We start from the raw sequence: 22499 nt of genomic DNA, 5'->3' as shown, positions 1-22499 counted from the left end.
AGAAAATTGACAACTAACAATACAACAGAATGGCATTCAAGTTTGTTCTGAAATAAGAGAAGTGGGATGTGATTTCCTGCTCGAATTTCAGTAAAATGCCATGGCAAATTAGAGTTTATGGGAGACAGCAGATGTTACTGACATCTTGGGTTGAGTCGATGCGAGTTGCGTTCGAAAAAAGCCGTAAGGCAACTTTAAATCCTCGTCGCAGACTTCAGCTTCGAAGCGTTCCTTCATCCGCCCGCCAGAAGGTGCAACGCCGCATCGCGATCGAGCAACTCGAAGATCGAACTCTTCTGACGTCACTGATCATCAATCAGCTCACCGCAGGCATGGGGGTGACGATTGATAACTCCGTGCTGGACCCTGATGCCGACGGCTTTTCCGAGTATGACTCGATCATCTTCGAGAATCTGACTATCGATACGACAACGGGATATGGTGTTTCGATCGATCTGGATGGTCTTCAATTCCAGGATGATGCTCATACGCACGATGTACCTTTCTCAATTCTATTCGACAATGTTTCGATCAATGCTGCCGCGGGTAACGGCATCAATATCGAATTGTCCAACTTGCTGGTGGATACCATCGCGATTGACAGTTCGACAATTACGGGCGGCGTAGGAAATGCCTTCAACATCGATCTGACTAATGTAATTCTCAATGAATTCAACATCGTCGATTCGACGTTGTCAGGTCAGGCGGGGGCAGGTGTCACGGTTGCGATGAGTGCATCAACCGTCGAGGAAACTTCGCTGCGTCGTTCCAGCATTGATGGTGTGTCGATTGATGTCGCCGATGGGTCCGTTCTGCGACATACGACAATGGCTGATAATACGATTGCCGGCTCGTCAGGTAATGACGGTGTCAATGTCAATATTGTGGACTCGATTGCAGAAGAACTGCGTCTGACGAATAACAACAGCATTCAGGGGGTGAGTGTCACCGTTGATGATACTGCCGCCGGTGGAGCAGCATTATTGACAGAGTTGTTCATTCATTCGAATTTCATCACCGGGAATACAACCGGTGCTGGCGTCAGCCTTAATCTGAATAATGTCGATCAGTTTGTTTCGATTACCGGAAACTCCATCACTGCCAATAGTGGTGACGGGATTGTCTTCGATCAGACCGACGGCGATCTGAGTGGTGAAATTTCAGGCAACAATATTGCCAACAACACTGGGCACGGTATCAATTTCACACCTTCAACAACCAATCCAACGCCAACGGGTGGTGCTCCCGGCGTGCCGGCTTATGCAGGTATTCCCGGGCCGACAGATACGATTGATTTTGCAGCGCCCCGGAATGAAGTCCAGTTGATTACTTTTGCAGGTGTGCCCACGGGGGGAACCTTCACGATCTCCTATACGGGAGGAAACGGCGTCACTCAAACAACGGCTGGGATTCTGGCGACCGCGACTGCATCTCAGGTCAAAGCCGCCATGGTTGCCGCTTTCAGTGACATTGGTGTCGACGATGTTCTGGTCAATGGTAACTTCCAGGACGGGTATGAAATTGAATTCGTCAATGCCGCAGGGGGCGTTAATGTTAATCCGCTGACCGTTGATGTCAGTGGGTTCAACAGCACCGCTGCCAGTGTTGTTCCAGTTCAGGATACGAGCGGGAATGTCGATGAAATTCAACACATCGATGTAACGGGTACACCCGCTTTTGGTACCTTTCAGTTGACATTTTTAGGTAATTCTCTCACTCAAAATTATACACAACTGAATGCGGCAGACCTGCAGACTGCTCTGAACTTCCTCGCCAATATTTATAATGACGGTACAGGAAATCCCTTCACGGGAAGCCCGATCCAGGTTACTGGTGATGTTACAAGCGGGTTTGATATTCTGTTCCTGGATTCAGGGACGATGCACGATTATAATGTAGAAGAGGTCGTTCTGGATGCTACCGGGTTGAACCTGTTTGTGGTTGCAGAGATTGGTCCACAGGGAGCGAATCCGAATAAACCAGCCCCTCAAACTATCACCTTCCAGGATGTCGACGGGAATATTGTGACACCGTCGGGGGGATCATTCCAGCTTACGTTCCAGACAGAGACAACTGCGCCCATCCTGATTGATTCTGATCCGGTTGTGATGGCTGCGAATATCGACGCTGCCCTGCAGGCCCTGTTCTCTGCGACGACCAAGACCGGTATTGAAGGTGACTTTATCGTCTCGGGTGATTTTACAAATGGCTTTGTAATCGAATTCAATGAAATTCAGCACTTGTCAATGCTTGGTTCATTTGATCCGACCTTCGGTAGTTTTCAGCTGACATTTCTGGGATCAACAGCCACTTTTGGTTATGACGTTTCGATTCCCAGCACAGCCGGCGCACTGCAGATTCAAAACGAGCTCAACACGATCGCAAATAACTCGGGACTGGGTTATACCGGTTCACCCGTCAGTGTCGCGGTCAGCGGTAACGGTTATGATATTATCTTCCTGGATTCAGGCACAATGGCAGATGCCGATGTGCAACAGATTACAGTCGACGCATCCCGGATGCGATTTGACGTGGATATTGCCAACCTGATCCAGGGGAATGGCACAACGAACGAACAACAGACACTGGACTTTGCCGACTTCCAGGGGAACTTCCCCTTTACTTTCGCTGTAAACGGCATTGATATCACGAACCCGCCAATCGGGACCGCGTTTACGCTGACATTCCAGGGGGAAACAACCCAGGGAATTGTGATTGATAGTGATCCTGCTGTAACAGCAGCAAACATTGATGCTGCCCTGGAAGCATTGTCCATTGCTACCAGTGGCGATGACTTCGATGTGACCGGCGATTTTGCCAACGGATTCATCATTGAGTTTCAGGGAGACTTTGCCAACGCGAATGTACCGCTGCTTGTGGCTGATGTCTTCCCACTTGATGTCGTTGGGACAACTCTGGTGGGTAATTTTAATATTTCTACAGTCAATCCCATAACTGGTGACACGACAAATCTTGAGCCAACCGTCACGTTCGATGTCACTACAACATTTGATGGTGTAGGTGATAACGAAATCCAGAGAATTTTAATTCCGAACGTGCCCGGTGGCGGAACATATTCACTGTTTGTGAACACTGTTCCCCTGGAGCAGGTGGTTGTGGATTACGATGCTACGGCTGCTGAAGTTCAGGCCGCTCTGGAGTCCCTGTCCAGCATTGGAGTCGGTAATGTTCTGGTTACCGGGTCGGCACAGACCGGAGGCTTTAATGTTGAGTTTGTCGGGGCATTTCGCGCTGCTTCTCCTGGCTTCGTACTCGACATTGACGATAGTGGAATCCTGATTGTGGTCCCTACGCTCACCACAATTGCCGAAGGAACCACAATCAATGAAGTTCAGGAAGTCGGTGTCAACGGTACCCCAACCGCTGGTACTTTCAGCCTGACATTTGACGGCGCGACAACCGGACCCATTGCCTATAACGCTGATGCGGCTGCCATTTATGCTGCTTTAGTTGCTTTACCAAATCTGAATGCGGACGATGTCATGGTTCGCGGGGATGCGTTAACCGGCTTTGAAATTGAATACACGGGAAATCTGGCAACCATCAATACGCCTCAAGTGGTCGTAGATAATACCAATCTGATCGGGGCTCTGCTGACGGTTAAAACGACGACCGTAGGCGGGTATCTTCGGGGGATCAGTGGCAACACAATTACAGGAAACTCCGGAGCCGGTATTGAGATTGACCTGGAGATGTATACTTCATTCTATGGAGATATTTCCAGTAATACGATCAGCTCGAACAATGCTGTCGGGATCAATCTGGTCGCGGCTGACCCCACATCTCTGTGGAGTGTCGATTTCAGCTTGAATGTCGACGGAAACACCATGGATGATAACACTGGTGCTGGCGTTGCTGTTGCCATGCAGGATACTGCGACGGGTGATATCAGCATTACCGGAAATACCATTACCAGTTCCAACAACGATAATAATGCCTCGACACCTTATGCCGGGGACGCTATTTACGTCGACCTCTATGGAACTGATGTCAGCTTTGAAGCATTCAACCAGTTGCGTGACTTGACGATTGATGGTAACTACCTGGGAACTGATTCCGATGGAACAGCAGGTCAGGGGAATGTCGGCCATGGTGTGGGGATTCATATCGAAGAATCTACCATCATTGACCGGACCCAGATTTCCAACAACGTGATTGCGAATAACACTGCCGACGGGATTAACTTCCATCGTGAAGATGACGCCCGTGTCGGTCGTGCGATTGTTGATCCCATTGTGGGTGAAGAACGTGCTGTCATGATCTACAGTAATATGATCACGGGAAACAGTGATGGTATCGATATTCTGGCACAGAACGGAAACCTGACCACAACGGATTTCGAGATTAAAGACAACGTCATTACGACGAATAATCGTGATGGTGTCAGCCTGCATGCCGAAGCGGATGCGACAATTTTTGCTGATATCATCAACAACCAGATCCTCGCAAACAACCGGAACGGGATCGAAGGGACCACTCGTACCACAAGTTACTTTGGTACTGACCGTCGTGATATTTCCGGAACCTGGATCCAGAATACCATCAGTGATAACGGATTCCACGGTGTGCGAATTTCCGGTCGGATTGGTAACCGCAACATGCTGTTTATCGGTCTGGATGGTGTGGACCCCGTGACCGGCCTGGATCGGGGTAACCTGATCGAAGGTAACGCCCGGGATGGTATCCAGATTGCTGCACAGCAGGACCGGGTTCAAGGTAATGTCAAAATCGCGAACAACTCGATTCTCTCCAACTCGACCGGCGGGATTGAGCTGCTCGGTGAAAGTCTGACTTCTTCCCTCGATAACAACCTGATCGCATTCAATACCGGCAAAGGGGTTGATATCAACTCCAACGGCCAGACGATTTTCATGCGAAACAATGTGATTACCGAAAATACATCGGATGGTCTGGAAATTCTGGCTGCGAACAGTATTTCACATAATGAAGACAACTTTACCTGGACAGTCGGCATCGGTGGCAGTAACCGCACCAGCCTGACAGCCATTGGAAACTTCATTGATAACAACGGCGGTCGCGGAGTCGATCTTCAAACAGAAGGGCAGGCAGACTCCGATGTCATCTTTGGGGATGGAACGGAAGCCGGAGCAAACCGGATCGTCTCGAACGCTCTGGAAGGTTTCTATGTCGTCACGACCGCTTCCACTGGTCAGGATCAGGATGCCAACAGTACAGCCACACTTGATGCAACGGGAAGTGTGGAGAACTCTCATGCTGACATGGTCCTGCAGATCAATACCAACTATATCCAGGATAACGGGGTTAACAGCGGATTTTCTGCCAATGGTCTGATCCTGCGAATTGGTAGTATGGCGGGAGAACATTCTCAATATTTCAGCCATGCCCCGGGAACCGATGCGGGTACCGGAGCGGAAGGCAGCGATGAACTGACAGGAACCAGCGATGGCCGTTCGAACGTTTCAGTCCTGAATAACCAGTTCGAAGGTAACTATGGTGAAGATGTCTATATTGAATCTTTCACTTCGACCGTCGATCCCAATACGACCCAGGATATCTGGACGTCTCCCACAGCGAATCCTCCTTTCCGCGTTTTAAGTTCTTATGAAGGGGATCCGCTGGCACGCTTGAACCTGGAATTTCAAGGGAACACCGGAAACGGTCTGAATGTGACTAATGTGGGTGCGTTCTACGATAACTCGGAACCAGACTTCAAATCGCGTCTGAATAATAAGGTCGCGCCGAACCCCGATGGTCCGTTTACTTCCGCCACCCGCCGTCGTAACGCACAGCGTGTCGCTTCCCGAACAAACCTGGCTCCTTTCTCTGGTGGTCCGAACGATGCTCCTACCGCTGTCGGAACGGTCGCCAACGCGTTTCTGTCTTCGCCCGGTGGTCCGATTCAGATTACCACGACCACAGCTCACGGCCTGACTTCAGGCAGCGTTGTAGAAATTACCAATGTATTCTCAAACGAAACAGGAGCGTTTCGTGATATCAGCCCGGCCAACGGTGTGTTTTATATCGATGTAGTTGACGCCTTTAACTTTACTTTGAGAAGTACAGAAGGGGCGATCCTGGGGTCGGTATTCCAGAATTTCGGAACCTGGTCATATAACGACAATAATGCCTTCCTGTATCCCGGTATGGGGGTCAGCACATTCCGGATTGCTCAGGGGTTTGACGGAGTGGGTAATGGATTTCAGCAGGGTGATTCCTTCTTAAATGAGATCAATCGCCCGGGAACAATTACGGGTGAACTGAGCTTCGGCTGGGATACCTGGATTCCTGATGATGACACATTTCTGGCTCCTTTTACCAGCACCTTCCTGACCGCTGACATTTCAGTTGCCAATGCCGATCCGACAAACAGTTCGATTTCGAATCCGTTTATTATTTCGTTTACTGAAGATGTCATCGGGGTCGATATTTCTGACTTTGTTCTACTTCGGGACAATGTTGCCGTAGCTTTGAATACTTCGATGTTAACACAGTTGGATGCAAGAACCTTCTCACTCGATCTGAGCTCGGTGACCGGCATTCAAGGGGAGTACCAGTTGCGACTGAATGCGAATGGTACGATCTCCGATTCGAAGTACATCGATCCACTGTCACCGATTTTTGGTAACTTTCCAGACAACTACCTGTTATTTGGTGACGTTGAGCGGTTCACTGTCGATACAACTGCTCCAACAGCAGACATCGTCGATGTCTCTCCGGATCCTCGCAGTGATGCTGCCGGGGAAGTGGTGGTTAACTTCTCGGAAGATGTCAACGGCGTTGACCTGAGCGACTTCACCATTACCGTCGATGGCGGCACGCCCATCAATCTGGCGTCCACACCTGCGACTTTAACTCAGGTTTCAGGCAGCCAGTTTATTCTCGACTTGAGCAAGGTGACGAGCCTGTCCGCCAACTACGTGTTAACGCTCAACTCAGCTGGTTCTTCGATTACGGACCTGGCCGGCAATGCCCTGGCTGCCAATGCCAGTGATGCCTGGGTGAATGATACCCTCTCACCTACAGGTAGTTTTCAGTCAGTGAGTAATGGTACTGTAACCAGTGTGGACTTCACTTTTCTGGAACCTGTCACCGGCGTAGATGCTACTGATTTCGAACTTTACAGAAATGGGTCGCTCGTTCCAGGCGGCGTTTTGAGTGTATCCGGTGCTGCAGGGAATTATACTGTCAACCTGGATTCTGCAGTGACCAGCCTGAACGGCGTTTATACGCTCGTATTTCTGTCAGAGCAGTCTGGTGTTACTGACGCCTCTGGGAATGTTGCCGCCAGTTCTCCTGATGCGAAGTGGACTAACGGTACTGATTTTACTGCTCCCACTGCCGGGATTCAGGATGTGTCACCTGACGGAACTGCATTACCTGCGGGGACCTTTGACATTCAAGTGTCGATCAATTTCTCTGAGCCTGTCACCGGCGTTGATGACAATGATGGTTTTAATTACTCAGACTTCCAGTTGATTTTTGATGACGGCAGTGGTCCTCAAATTCTTGATGTCCCCGTTGGTACTTTGACCGGTTCCGGTTCCTTTTATATTCTTGACCTCAGTTCATTAATTCTGGCCAACGGAGATGGTCAGTATACCCTGAATCTGCTTGGTAATACCGGAACGATTACCGATGCCCAGGGTAACGTCTTCATCACTGGTGCCACTGATACCTGGCGGATTGGTGAACCTGAACTGGCAGCTACGATTGAGGATATTCCGCCTGTGATTCATACCAACGCGGGTCTGGTCTCGATCAGCTTTGATGATGGGATCAGCTCGGTCGCTGTCAATGGTGTGACACTGAATGATTTCCGACTGACACTGAATGGTCAGGCAATCGACATGGCAACAGCTGGCGTCACTCTTACGCCTGCAGCAGGCCCTGCCTCAACATATACCCTTGATTTAACTATGGTCACCCAGGTGGCAGGCACTTATGAGCTGACATTGGTTTCAGAAGGTTCAGGGATTACAGGCGGTGGTAACCCACTACTGACTGACGTTTCCAGATCCTGGGTCAACAGCTCCACCATCGATTTGACTGGAGCTGATCCGACTAATACAGACCGCGTCGATGATCTTGCCGGTGATGGTATCATCGGTGATGGGAGTGCGGCCACAGTTACATTGCGTGCCGCAATTCAGGAAGCAAACGCCCTGGTTGGTTCGAACGTCATTGAACTGGCTGCAGGGACCTATTTACTGGGTATCGGGGGTATCGACGAAGACCAGTCTGCGACCGGCGACCTGGATATTCGCGACAACCTGACAATTCGTGGTCAGGGTGTCGGTGTTACCATTATTGATGGTGGTGCCCTGGATCGTATCTTCCAGATTTTTGCCGGTATCACTTTGAATCTGGAAAATCTGACAATCACCAACGGTTATCTGACGGGCAGCGATGATGGTGCCGGTATCCGCAACAGTGGAACGACCACCCTGACGAATGTGGAAGTCACCGGAAACGTGGCTGAGGACAGTGCCGGTGGTATCAACAACAGTGGGCTGATGGTGATCGTCGACAGTACGATTTCCAACAACACGGCTGGTGGAAGCGGTGGTGGCTTACGAAATACGGGAACCCTGCAGGTTTCACGCAGCACGATCAGTGGAAATACCACAGAGCGTGACGGTGGTGCTTTGTTTAACGCCGGGACCGGAACGGTAACTGTTACGAACTCCACCTTCTCGGGTAACTCTTCAGACCGAAGTGGTGGAGCAATTCGTAATACGTCAACATTGAATGCCACCAATAATACCATGACATTGAATGATGCCGGTACCACTGGTGGTGCAGTATCCAATACTGGAACTGCCAATATGCAGAATAACCTGGTGATTGGAAATACTGCGACAGTCAACCCGGAACTGGATGGTAGTTTTACCAGTCTGAGTGGAAACCTGACCGGATCGATTGGAACTGCAACCGGATTTGGACTGGGAGATATCCTGGATGTTGCCGATCCCACGCCTGTGCTGGATCTCAACCTGGCAGACAACGGTGGACCGACTCTCACTCACGCCTTGCTGCTGGGCAGTATCGCGATTGATGCGGGAATCAATGCCAATACTGATGCTCTGGAACAACGGGGTTCGAGCCGTATTCTGGGGTCGAATGTGGACATCGGGGCTGTCGAATACGGTGCCTTCTTTGTGAATAGTACTCTGGATACTGTGGATGCCAGCCCTGGAGATGGCATTGTTGCGGATATCGACGGTAATGTGACATTGCGTGCGGCAATCATGGAAGCCAATGCCCTGGCCGGTGACTCTGTCATTATTCTGGGTGCTGGAAATTATGACCTGACTTTACTCGGTTCCCTCGAAAACTCTGCTGCAACAGGCGATCTGGATATCACTGACACAACAGGCAGCCTGACGATTATCGGTGCCGGAATCGGCCAGACGATTATCAGTGCCGCCGGACTGGATGACCGTGTCTTCGATGTCCGTTCCGGAGCCGATCTCTCATTGCAGGGTGTGACGATTACTGGTGGTAATGTGATAGGAGAAAGTGGTGGTGGTATCCGCAACGTGGGTACGCTGACGCTGGTCAATTCACTGGTAGATGGAAACGCCGCTGAAATCAATGGTGGTGGTATTCTGAATGGCGAGCTTGGTCTGCAGGGGAACCTGACTCTGACCAACAGCGATGTCACGAATAACAGTGCTGTCGACGGTGGTGGTATTTTCAATAACGATCAGTCTGTCGTCACAATTGTGGATTCTGAAGTCACCGGTAATACCGCTTCCAGCGATGGTGGTGGTATCTTTAACGACCTGCAGGCAACCGTCGATATACTGCGGAGTTCGATCTCCGGTAATACTTCCACAGAAGACGGTGGTGGTATCTACAACAACGATCTGGCAAGCCTGACGATCAATGACAGTAAAGTGAATAATAATACGGCGGACCAGGGGGGAGCGATCTTCAACGAAGAGGCTGCTTCCCTGACGATTGCCCGGACCACGGTCTCCGGTAATACCGCAACCCAGGATGGTGGTGGTATCTATAACGATGAGGGTGTGGTCTCATTGAATGCCGTTTCCATCCTGCTGAATACTGCCGCTTTTGATGGCGGTGGTCTGTACAACGCATCCGCAGGTCAGATCACGATAACGAATGGTATGTTTGATGATAACTCGGCGGACCGCGACGGGGGGGCGATTGCCAACTTTGGAATCAGCCTGTCACTCAACGGGACAATTGTCCGAGACAGCAGTGCCGTCAGGAATGGTGGTGGCCTGTTTAACGATCAGGAAGAAGGAACCGTCAGTCTCTTAAACGCTTCCTTCCTTAACAATGAAGCTGGCTCCGGTGGCGCCATCTATAACCAGGAACTGGGAGTCATCAATCTGGATCTCTCTGACCTGATGAATAATACGGCCAGCGTGAATGGTGGTGGTATCTTCAATACTGCAGATGCCACGATCAACGTGCATCGGAGTACTGTTGATGGAAACACTGCTTTGTATGGAGCTGGTATTTACAACGATGATGTTGCTCAATTGAACCTGATTGACAGCACTGTTTCCAATAACGTAGCCAGCAACGATGGCGGTGGTTTGTTCAACAACTCGCTGGTTGTAGGCGACATCGTGAATGCAACGATCTCCGGGAACGAAGCGCTCAATGGTGCCGGGATTTACAATACAGAAGAAGGTGCGATGGAAATCACCAACGCGACCGTCTTCAACAACGCGGCAACAACCGGTGGTGGTATTTTTAATGAAACCGATGGATCTGTCAGCGTAGTAAATACCATTATCGCCGGAAATTCAGCGACAGTGGTAAGCTCAGACCTGATGGGGGTATTCAGTTCTAATGGAAACAACCTGATCGGGGATCAGGCTGGTTCATCTGGCTTCACTGATGGTGTTAAAAACGACCAGGTCAATGTCAGCCCGGGTCTGGGGGCATTGCAGGATAATGGCGGTGCAACCTTCACTCATGAATTGCTGGGGGGAAGTCTGGCCCGAGACGCTGGTAATAATTTCTATGCACCCACAGACGATCAGCGTGGGTTTGCCCGCCTGTTCGATGGTGACGGAAATGGATCTCTGATCGTTGATATCGGGGCGTTTGAATCTGGTTACATTGTCACCAGTTTTGAAGACTCGGTCGATGCTGCTCCCGGTGATGGAGTGAGTGTCGACTCTAAGGGACGCAGCACACTACGTGCAGCAATCATTGAAGCCAACGCCCGTACTGGTGCCGATACCATTCTGCTGGGAACAGGCGTTTATACGCTGTCCCTGTTCGGCCTGAATGAAAACGGCGCCTTGTCAGGCGATCTGGACATTACCGACGACCTGACCATTATCGGAGCCGGTTCGGAGCGGACCTTTATCGATGCTGACTTCCTGGACCGTATCTTCGAGATCTTCCCAGACGTCAATGTTTCCATTCGCGGCGTGACGCTCGTGAATGGAAATGTCACACGTGTGGAAGACGGTGGTGCGATTCTGAACTTCGGTAGCCTGACGTTGGAAGATGTGACGATTGAGAACAGTCTTGCCAACCGTGGTGGTGCCCTGTTCAATAATGGGATCGTCGCCATGACGGACAGTTACTTCCATAGCAATACCGCGATTGCTGACGGCGGAGCCATCTTCAATAACGATTCTGGTACGATCACCATTGATCTGAGTACCATTTCCGGCAACGATGCTGAAAATGGTGGTGGTATCTACAACTCTACAGGGGGAACCCTGGCAGTCAACGACACAACAATTGACGGCAATACTGCAACGGTTGCCGGTGGTGGTGTCTTCGTTTCGGATGAAGTGGCTGTCGGGAATGGTGAAGGAGGGAGCGGAGGAAGTGCATCGGCTCCCCTGCCGGGATCAGAGTACCAGGGTGAGGTCGTGGTTGTAGAAGAGTATGAAGAACACTCTATTCCTAAATACGATGATGGTGGCTCAGAAGCTGCCATCTTGAGTGAAGCTCCTCCATTCCCAGTCAGCGACACGTTCAACCTGAGTTCGCTGCCCGGATCTAACTTTACAATTTATCTTGATTTCAACGGCCACACGACCACTGGCACACAGTGGAATAACGCTTTCGGTACCATTGTCACACCTGCTTATGATACCGATGGCAACGTCGGGTCATTCAGCCTTGCTGAAATCGAAGTGATTCAACGTACGTGGCTGCGGGTTGCTGAGGACTTTGCTCCGTTTAATGTCAATGTGACGACTGCGGAACCGCCAGTCAGCGATCTGATTAGAAGCGATGCCTCAGATACACGCTGGGGCGTGCGGGTCGTCATTGGAGAAAACACCTGGTACAGCCCTGCCGGGGGCGTAGCGTATGTGGGTTCGTTCAACGACAACGTCGATACACCAACCTACGTGTTTAACACAAGCCTGATTGGTGTATCCGAGGCGGTCAGCCACGAAGTGGGACACACAATGGGGTTAGTCCATGACGGTACATCGCTTCTGGAATATTATGACGGTCATGGCAGTGGATCAACAGGCTGGGCTCCTATCATGGGAGTTGGTTATTACCAGAATCTGGTCCAGTGGAGTCAAGGTGAATACACAGACGCCAATAACCAGGAAGACGATCTGAGTATCATTACTACTCAGAACGGATTCAGTTATCGCCCGGATGATTATGGCAGCACCATTAGTACTGCATCAAATATCACCACCGGTATGGCTTCCGGTATTATCGAACGAAACACAGATGTGGACTATTTCCAGTTCACAACCACTGGTGGCGATGTCATCATTGATCCATTCTTCGAGAGCCCCAACCTTGACATTCTTGCCACATTGTACGATTCCACTGGAACTCAGATTCAAACGAGCAATCCTCTTGGCGCTCTCGATGCGTCATTCATCGGACTGGCAGCAGGCACCTACTACGTGTCCATCGAAGGGACAGGTGAAGGCGATGTTCTGGGAACGGGTTATTCAGATTACGGGAGCCTGGGGCAGTATACAATTTCGGTTAGTGGCATGCCTCCGACAGTGGACGTTATCGGGAACGTGACGATTTCCAACAGCACGATTTCGAATAACTTCGCCGGTACCCGTGGCGGTGGTTTATTGAATGAAGATACCGTCGATATCTCCAACGTCACCTTCTCCGGAAACGAAGCTGGCAAAGAAGGGGGTGCGATTCATAACACCGGCGACATGACCATCAACAACACTACGATTTACGATAACATCACTGAAGGCACCGGTGGCGGTATTTATTCCGTTGCTGATACTGCCAGCATGAGTGTCAAAAATACGATCGTAGCCGGTAATGAGGCACTGGTCAGCGGGTTTGATCTGGCAGGAGTTTTCTCTTCTCTGGGGTATAACCTGATTGGATCCAGCGGAACAGCTACCGGGTTTATTGATGGTTTCAACGGAGATATTGTGGGAACCGATTCTCAACGTATCGATCCCGCACTCAGTGTTCTCCAGGATAATGGTGGTCCGACTCTGACGCATGCATTACTCGCAGGCAGTCGGGCCATTGATGCCGGTGACAATACCGATGGCGTCTCCATCGACCAGCGTGGTGCTACTCGTCCTACCGATACCACCAGCGATATTGGTGCCTTTGAAATTGTTACGCCGACCATCAATATTTCAGATGTCAGCCAGGTCGAAACCAATTCTGGTACGACAGTATTTGAGATTGTCGTTTCTTTGTCCAATGCGAATGTGGATGAAGTGACCGTGGATTATGAAACTTCAAATGGAACAGCGACGGCAGGTGTTGATTATGCCTTCACGACAGGCAAGGTCACATTCGCGCCTGGTGAAACCACTCAGATTATTGAAGTGATTGTCAACGGAGATACCACGGTTGAAGATCATGAAACATTCTTTGTGAATCTGTTTAACTCTGTCGGAGCCCTGATTGGTGATGCCCAGTCCGTGGGAACTATCTATAACGATGAAGCATCAATCACGATCAGCGATGTCACTGCCCTGGAAGGCCCCGTTGGTACAACCACCAGTTTCAATTTCGAAGTGAGCCTGACGACTCCCGTCGCTGGCGTTGTAACGGTTGATCTGCAGACTGCAGATGGTTCTGCGACTTTGGCAGATTTGGATTACGTACAAGAGCTACTGCAGACGATTACATTCGATCCTGATGAAACGACAAAGACGGTCACGGTGACCGTGAATGGAGATTCAGGAATTGAAGGTGATGAAACCTTCACGGTGGAACTGTCGAATCCCAGCAGCAATGCCACGATCGCTGATTCCAGCGGGCTGGGCACAATTGAAAATGATGACTTTGCTCTGCTTTCGGTCAGTGATGTCACGCTTACCGAAGACTTTGATGGTGGAGCAACGACCACTTTTAACTTTACCGTCTCATTATCACAGGGTACGACATCTATTGTTGAGTTTGATATCGAAACTCTGGACGGTACGGCAACAGTCGCTGGTGGTGACTTTGACTATGACACGCAGCATTTCATATTTGCTCCCATGCAGACATCGGCGACTTTCAGTGTCACCGTGAATAATGATCTGTTAGACGAAGGGATTGAAACGTTCTTTGTTGAAATTTCCAATTCTTTAAACGCCAATATTCTGGATGGTCTGGGTGTCGGGACGATTATTGATAATGGAATTGTTGTGACCACATTCGCTGATGTTGTTGATTCTGGTGATAGTGTCATTTCCCTGCGTGAAGCCATTGACATGGCCAATACGAATCCTGGTGTGGATAACATCATTCTGTTGCCTGGCACCTATGATATGGATATTGCCGGTGTCAATGAGAATAATAACGCGTCCGGTGACTTTGATATTCTCGCAGACTTGAATATCTATGGCCAGGGGTCTGGAACGACCATTATTGACGGCGACCAGGTTGACCGTATTTTCCATACTGGAACCGGTGTGACGCTGAACCTGTCGAATATGCAGTTGATCAATGGTGATGCTGATGATGGTGGTGCCATCTATGCAGAGGGAGATACAAGCCTGAATCAGGTCATCTTCCAGGACAACCATGCTGATTACCTGGGTGGTGCGATTGTCAGTATCGGACAGCTCGATATTACTGATGCCCAGTTCCTGAATAACCATGCCGGTTTCCAGGGGGGAGCCATTTATCAATACACTGACACAGCAACAGTCAGCCGTACCACCTTCTCCGAAAACTCCTCGGATGGTCGTGCGGGAGCCGTCTATGTTGCCAGCGGTGCCACCTTTGATGTTTCGCAGTCTCTGTTCTATGCGAATAACGCGGGCAGTCGTGGTGGTGCTATTTTCAACGAAGGCATAGTCACTTCGACCAACGCCACATTCTCTGGTAACCATGCCGGATCTCGTGGTGGTGCGATCTTCAATACGGGTACATTAAGCCTGTTAAATAATACTCTGACTCTGAATACAGCAGATCAGACTGGTGGCGGTATTTCGAATGATTCCGCAGTCAATTCCAGTGCCACTGTGACGATGACCAACACGATTGTCGCTGGAAATATTGGCTTCCTCGGAAATCCGGATCTGGGTGGTGACTATGTCACGTTGACCAGCTTTAATAACCTGATCGGGGATATCGGGGCAGCAACCGGGCTGACTGATGGAGTGAATGGAAACATCATCGGTACTCTGGCGGCTCCCATTGATCCGAAACTGGGTATCCTGCTGGATAATGGTGGTCCTACCAAAACCCATTCTCTGCTGTTTGGCAGCCAGGCAATCGATGCTGGCTTGAATGGATCTGCTCCTCTTGTTGACCAGAGGGGGGATGTTCGACCCGTGGATGGTGATCTGAGTGGAACTGCCACAGCTGACATTGGTGCCGTTGAAGTGCAGTCGCCTCCACCAGCTCCTCTGTTTGGAACGGGCGGTGATTCCTCAGTAGCTGACGAAAATACCAATATCCAGATTTCAGTAGTTAAACAGAAAACAGTTGTCTCCAGTAATGGGCACACAGCCGCATTACCGGGTAACGAAGATTGGATTCAGGAATGGGATTCCTTCTGGGTGGAAGTCTGGGTGGATACCGCCAGTGGATTCGGCATCAGCGATGTGCTGACCGATATTGCCTATAACACAGCCTACTTCAGTGCGACTTCCGTTGAATTTGGTTCCAACTTTACCTTCAACAAAACTGTTGTCATTGATGATGCCGCGGGCGTGGTCCGCAATCTGGGTGGCAGCACACTTGCTGCAAACGTCGGTGGAACCGGTTATGCCCTGCTGGCGCGAATTAAATTCGAGTCTCTCGCAGGTGATCAGGTTGATGTTGATCCAGCCGATCTGACGATTGAGCCACTTCAACTGGGGCTTGAAATTCAGAATGCCAAAATTGATGTCTCGGGAGTTGGTGAAGTCACTGTCAACGTGGGAGCACTGCCCGAAACCGACCTCTATCCAGTGATCTATGACATCGATGACAATAATGCGATTGATTATCGTGACCTGATCTTCTTCACTTCTGCCTATAACCAGAATGTCTTCAACGCGACTTCACCTTATGCTTCTGCTCTGGACTTTGATAAGAGTGGTAAAGTTGATTATCGCGACCTGATTGCTCTGGCTGGAAATTACGGTAAAAAGAAGAGTGGTAATACTCAAATCAACTACCCGGCAAACTTCGGTCAGAAATGGGTTGGAAATCAGCTGGAAGTAGCCAGTGGTGATGACAGCGTTGACCAGGTAATTGAGGCTGCCATCGATACATGGGAAACAGCTCTGGGGGTTGAAAATCTGGATGTGCAGGTTGTCGTACACGACTTTGGTACTGCTCAACTCGGGTCAGGACAGTCAACGGAATACAGTGTTGATGGTATTCCAGTTGGAGGTCGTGTTGTGATCGATGACGATGCCAATGGATTAGGCTGGCACGTGGATGTGACCGATCTGCCAACAGGTGGTGCCTACGACCTGTATACGGTACTGTTACACGAAATCGGACACGTGCTTGGATTCACCCGTTACTTTAGTGGTTTCGGAAGCCTGGTTGAAGAATCGGGTGGTGACCTGGTATTTGTCGGTTCTGACTTTACTGTGGCGTTGGATTCAACTGGTCTGCATGTCGATGATCCCGCCTATGCAGACGACTTGATGAGCGATACGCTTGATCCTGGTATCCGCAAGACGATTTCCGATGTGAACGTGCAGATGCTGCTGGAAGCTTATGCCAGTGCCCAGGCAGGTTCAGGCAGTGGTGGTGGTGCAGCTCCGATCTTTGGTACTAACAATGTACCCACTGAAGAGATTGCTGAGCCGGTACTGATTCAAAGTCAGGAAGCTGCTCAGACATTTGTTGAGCAGTCTTCAATGAGTCTGGTAGCTCCGGCAGTCATCAAATCGACTGAAGAAGAAGATACGAATACCGGAATTCAGCAGACGGCCACCTTCGATGTCTTCCAGCCAACAGTCTTCTCTGACAATCAGGTTGCAGACGAGATCGAACTGGATACAAGCCTGTTTGAAGATCTGTATTCTTCTTCGGAGTTTGAAGACGCTCTGATGGATTCTGATACTGATGACCGACAACTGGTCTTCACCCATGCAGAAAATGATCTGGAGTGGGGGCTGGATGACGAAATCATCGGGGAGCAGGAATCCATTGACGACGCCTTTACCAACTGGGAAGGTCCACTGCTATAAGGTCTGTCTCCAATCGTGCTGAATGGAATTAGACTGTGTCCAGTTTTACTGTAGCGTCTCCAGGTCGTTTGGATCTGGTACATTCGATTGACAGACGCTGTGGTGAAACGAGATACGCTTTAGAATTGGCCCTCTGTAGATGAGTTTCATTTACAGAGGGTCTTTCTTTTGCATGTATTAAAATATACGAGATTCTTTCCTCTCCCGCAGCCTGGCGGTAAGATATGGAGAGAGCTTTGCTCACTAAGCGACTCATTTTACGATGTATTGATTTGCCTGCTTCACGAGGAGTGACCATTTTGTTTTGGAATCGTTTCAATTTTTGTTGCTGCCTTCTGGTCGGTAGCCTGGTCGGCATACTGCCGACGACTGTCACCGCTGCAGAGTGGGGCACTTTGACGGGGCAGTTCATTTATACCGGACAGGTGCCACAGCCTGAGCAGCTGGATATCAGTCGCGATGAGGCAATTTGTGGTAAATTCAGCGATCTGATTGTCGATCAGGGGCTCGTGACGGGAAAAAAAGGGGAACTGCAGAATGTCTTTATCTACCTGAGGGAATCGAATCTGGAACAATCTCAGATTCACAATGATTATCTGAAACTGCCAGAAACGGTAACAATTCAAAATAAAGGCTGTATCTTTCAACCGCATGTAGCCGGGCTCTGGGTAAACCGGCAGAAACTGCTGGCTGAAAATAAAGACTTGTGCGCGCACGGGTTTCAGGTGAAAGCTTACAGGAATACCAGTCTGAATCAGGTTCTGCCACCTGGTCAAGAGATGCTGCACACATTTGAATATGGAGAAAAACTGCCACTTCGGATGAGCTGCAGCATTCATCCCTGGCAGGAAGGCTGGCTGGTTGCATTGAACCACCCCTATTTCGCAACATCCGATGAAAGAGGGCGGTTCACGATTAAAAACCTCCCGGTCGGCGAGTGGGAATTTCAACTCTGGCAGGAGAAGGCCGGTTATCTGGCAGCCAGACCGGAGTGGAAACGAGGACGTATTAAGATGAAAATTGCGCCTGGTGAAAACGACCTGGGAGTGATCAAGGTGTCTCCCGCGGTGTTCGCAGGCAAGTAACAGCGAATCGATAATGAGATTATTAAGCTATAATATTCATAAAGGCATTGGTGGCAGAGATCGCCGCTATCAGCTGGAACGAGTGATCGCGGTGATTGAACAGGAAAATCCTGACATCATCTGTCTGCATGAAGTAGATCGCAATGTCAGACGTTCCCGCTTCAATAATCAGCCAAAAATCTTTGCTGACTATTTCAATATGCAGGATTCTCTGTATCAACTTAACGTCAAGTTGAAGACGGGGGGATACGGAAATCTGATTTTGTCTCGCTGGCGCTTTTTATCTCAACATCAGATTTCCCTGACGAATAAGTGGCGTAAAGCACGCGGTGCACAGATTGTGATGATTGATTCACCGGAAGGCACCTTTCAGCTGGTGAACTTCCATCTGGGACTGGCAGAAAAAGAACGACATTGGCAGATTAACCACCTGTTGACACATCGTCTGTTTGCAGAGGGGAATGGCTATCCCTCCGTGATTGTGGGAGATACGAATGACTGGCGAAACACCCTGGCAGGAGGAAAGTTTTCAGAGCATGAGTTTCAGGAGGTGACACAGCCTCCTTCCAGGTATCGCTCGTTTCCCGCTTACATGCCTGTAGGGACTCTGGACAAAGCGTTTATCCGTGGGGCAATTACGATTAAGCATGCCAAGGTTGCCAAATCAAAACTCGCGAAGCAGGCTTCAGATCATCTGCCGCTGGTGATTGATTTTCATTTGAATGGGGCTGGAGAGATATCATAAAAAAAGGCAGGGCAATTAAATGCCCTGCCTGTATCTCATGTTGAGGGGAACCAGCACTGCTGAATGTGCTGATCTCATTTCAACTATTCAGATTTTTTAGATGGTGGCATTTCATCTGCTTTGATGAGATCACCATAAGTTTTGCCTTCGACTGAGCTGGGTTTCATTTCTGCAGCTTTAAGCGCTTTGACGATCATATCTTTATCGGTTGCTTTGCGTTTTTTGCCCAAGGCTTCAAAGACGGCTTCTGCGTAGTCGCTTTTTTCTTTCTTGCTTTTTCCAGGATGACAGATGCCACACTTTTTGGAAATCAGCATTTTGGAATCGGGATAAGTGTCAGCCCAGATATTTTTAAAGTTAGGTCGAGCCTCAACTTTGTTTGCAGCGCCGAACATCGAAAGTCCTGCTACTACCAGACCAAACAGTAAAGCTGTTTTCACATTCATCAGTTTCCGCATAAAATTCCTCATATTCTTCTAAAAAAGTAAGTGACATTTAAACTTCAATTACCCTGGTTTGAGCCAACCAGAGTTATCTCGAAGTGGTTGCCCCGTATCACGTAACGTTCTCATTGGTAATCAGAAACAGGACTACCAATACATTAGAATTATCATTTTCCACGCTGTCAACGCATCCAAGCTGCTTTAACCGGAATGCTTAATTTGAAAAAGTTGTCTTTTCAGGCAATCTGCAGGTTCTGAAAATCGGATACCAGATGAAATGGGTAAATCGATTTAAATCGCCCTGACTGTTCAAAGTAAAATAAATTGTAAGTCTTTTTGGATATTGATCTTAGTGAAGCAGTTGGTAGGATGGATAGAATGTGAAGCAGAAGTGTGTGTATGTCTTCTGCAACTAACTACGCCATTATAATGTTGAGTGTTGGGGAAATAAACGAATTTTTTCATAATAATTCCAGTTCAAATGATCTCATCAAAAAGTGATTTGGGATCCAGTACAGGTAATCTCCTGATCTAGTCGGACTCTAAATCCCCCGCGTCAGCAAGTCGATTGCGTTCCAGCCTGTGTCCCATCCTGAGGAGAATTAAGGTGAAATTATTTTTTAGGTGTTCCGGATACCTGTTTTCGATTTTATGCATCTTTCATTTTCCGGAACTGATTCAGGCTGAATCGGAATCCAGCCATCCGAATATTGTGATCATTCTCTCAGATGATCAGGCCTGGAATGATTATGGGTTCATGGGGCACGATACGATCAAAACGCCTGCTCTGGACAAGCTGGCTTCTGAGAGCGCCGTATTCAAAAGAGGATATGTTCCCGTGAGCCTCTGCCGTCCCAGTCTGATGACGGTGATTACAGGTTTATACCCTCACCAGCATAAAATTACCGGTAATGATCCTCCCAAAGGGATGAATCGACAAAAACTGTTAAAGCATGTGAAACAAGCCGACTGCCTGCCTGAAATGCTGGGAAAGATCGGTTATCAAAGTTTTCAAACCGGAAAATGGTGGGAAGGAAATCCGTCGCTGGCAGGTTTCACTTCCGGGATGACTCACGGCGACCCCAGTCGGGGAGGCCGCCATGGCGATCGGGGACTGAAAATCGGTCGCGAAGGTATGCAACCCATTTATGAATTTATTGATAAGTGCGGACAGGATCCTTTTTTTCTGTGGTATGCACCATTTCTGCCTCACACTCCCCACACCCCGCCACAACGTCTGTTGGAAAAGTATCTGAGTTCTGACCTGCCAATCGAACTATCTTACTATTATGCGATGTGTGAATGGTTTGATGAGACCTGTGGACAACTGATGAATTACCTGGATGAAAAAGGACTTTCAGAGAATACCATCGTCGTTTATGTCACTGATAACGGCTGGATTCAATATGTACCGGAAACAGACCAGGAACGGCAGAAAATGAAGCGGCGTTTTCGATATGCTCCCAAATCGAAACGAAGCCCCTATGATGGCGGGGTTCGGACACCGATCATGTTTCGCTGGCCGGGGAAAATCAAGCCGGCTGAATATGATACACTGGTCAGCAGTATCGATATCGCTCCCACATTGCTCGCTGCAGTCGGTTTGAAACCCACAAAAGAGATGCAGGGCATTGATTTACTGGAGGTAATGCGCCAGGGGGGAAAAACAAAACGAGATGCCCTGTTTGGCGATATTTATGAGCACGATATGGTCGATATAGACGATCCAGCGTCGAGCCTGAAATATCGCTGGTGCGTCCAGGGGGACTGGAAGGCGATCTTTCCAGGTTCGCGTCTGAAAGAGGAAAAAGTGGAATTGTATCAGATCACCACAGATCCCTTTGAACAGAATAATCTGGTTTCGAAAAATCCCGAAAAAGCAAAGCAGCTTTTGAAATTGACCAATCGGTGGTGGGATGCAGATTCCCGATAATCCTGAATGATCAAAAACCAGAGCAGATCGCTAACGCAGAACTGCTCTGGTTTTCTTTGCCACTATTAAAAAACAGGATCATGGAGTTCTCCCGGTTCCCCTTTCCACTCGCATCTTCATTTCACATGCATCTCTTAAACAAATTGGATCAAATCGATGAAGTCATTTGAATAGTGAGATCCTACAGAGATGCAGGCAGCATTTTAATGCCGATGGTGACGTCGTCGTCCACCATCCCAGTGCCCTGTCTGGTGATAGTCGTAGTGACCTGGTACATAGTGGTAATGATTGCCATGACGCTGGAATCCGCCGGGATGATAGTCATAGTGACTGGTATCATGCCAGAATGAGTGGCGTCGGCCATAGTAGCGGGGAGTCTGGTTATAGCCCCGGTTCCCATAATAGCCACCATACCCATTGCCAATGGTAATTCCGAAATTCACACCGCCAGCCTGAGCCGTGGATGTCGTTCCAACAAATGCCAAACCTGCGAATGCGACGCAAACGATCAATAATTTTTTCATCTCTCCATTCCTTAAAAGAAATTACAGTCTTGTTTGAAACTCACGACCGCTTCTGAAGGATGTTAAAAAGCATCGATTGTGCCAATTAAACAGGAATATCTCTAAGTGACTAATATTATTGGTTTTAATGAAAAAGGTACTATTTATGATTAAATAGAGTGTGCGC

6 protein-coding genes are annotated in these 22499 nt (G+C 49.1%); 4 read left to right on the top strand and 2 right to left on the bottom strand.

The genetic code is table 11. The features are described 5' to 3' along the window. Positions 1–131 precede the first annotated feature (131 nt). The 3 genes from GmarT_RS21745 to GmarT_RS21735 all read left to right on the top strand — a co-directional run bounded on the left by GmarT_RS21745 (position 132) and on the right by GmarT_RS21735 (position 19433). Positions 132–17603 (top strand): choice-of-anchor Q domain-containing protein, encoded by a 17472-nt coding sequence (locus GmarT_RS21745; protein WP_044237291.1) that lies wholly within the window; start codon positions 132–134, stop codon positions 17601–17603. Between the two features lie 299 nt (positions 17604–17902). Further along, a complete protein-coding gene (locus GmarT_RS21740; RefSeq protein ID WP_052301243.1) occupies positions 17903–18688 on the top strand; it encodes a hypothetical protein in 786 nt (261 codons plus the stop codon). Positions 18689–18701: 13 nt separating this feature from the next. Then, entirely contained in the window at positions 18702–19433 is a 732-nt protein-coding gene (locus GmarT_RS21735) for an endonuclease/exonuclease/phosphatase family protein (protein WP_044237294.1), read from the top strand. 83 nt (positions 19434–19516) lie between these two features. Here the strand turns inward: GmarT_RS21735 and GmarT_RS21730 are convergent, their stop codons facing one another. Next, positions 19517–19879, bottom strand: coding sequence for a hypothetical protein (locus tag GmarT_RS21730; protein WP_149303223.1), 363 nt, complete (start codon positions 19877–19879; stop codon positions 19517–19519). A 604-nt stretch (positions 19880–20483) separates the two neighbouring features. Here GmarT_RS21730 and GmarT_RS21725 point away from each other — a divergent pair. Then, the gene (locus GmarT_RS21725) at positions 20484–21809 is read left to right on the top strand and encodes a sulfatase family protein (protein WP_198139407.1); all 1326 of its coding nucleotides are present in this window, start codon (positions 20484–20486) and stop codon (positions 21807–21809) included. 203 nt (positions 21810–22012) lie between these two features. Here GmarT_RS21725 and GmarT_RS21720 read toward each other — a convergent pair whose 3' ends face one another. Next, positions 22013–22333 carry a hypothetical protein gene (locus GmarT_RS21720; RefSeq protein WP_002645816.1) on the bottom strand — a complete coding sequence of 107 codons (321 nt, stop codon included), beginning with the start codon at positions 22331–22333 and terminating at the stop codon, positions 22013–22015. Between the last annotated feature and the right edge of the window lie 166 nt (positions 22334–22499).

This window comes from Gimesia maris, assembly GCF_008298035.1.
In the GTDB taxonomy this organism is placed as follows: domain Bacteria; phylum Planctomycetota; class Planctomycetia; order Planctomycetales; family Planctomycetaceae; genus Gimesia; species Gimesia maris.
Note: the sequence above shows the minus strand (reverse complement) of the source record. Positions and strands in the feature narration are given on the sequence as shown.

Excerpts from the sequence above, each read along its gene's own strand:
- GmarT_RS21735 (WP_044237294.1), top strand. The coding sequence starts at position 18,702 with ATGAGATTATTAAGCTATAATATTCATAAAGGCATTGGTGGCAGAGAT.
- GmarT_RS21720 (WP_002645816.1), bottom strand. The coding sequence starts at position 22,333 with ATGAAAAAATTATTGATCGTTTGCGTCGCATTCGCAGGTTTGGCATTT.
- GmarT_RS21730 (WP_149303223.1), bottom strand. The coding sequence starts at position 19,879 with ATGAATGTGAAAACAGCTTTACTGTTTGGTCTGGTAGTAGCAGGACTT.
- GmarT_RS21745 (WP_044237291.1), top strand. The coding sequence starts at position 132 with ATGTTACTGACATCTTGGGTTGAGTCGATGCGAGTTGCGTTCGAAAAA.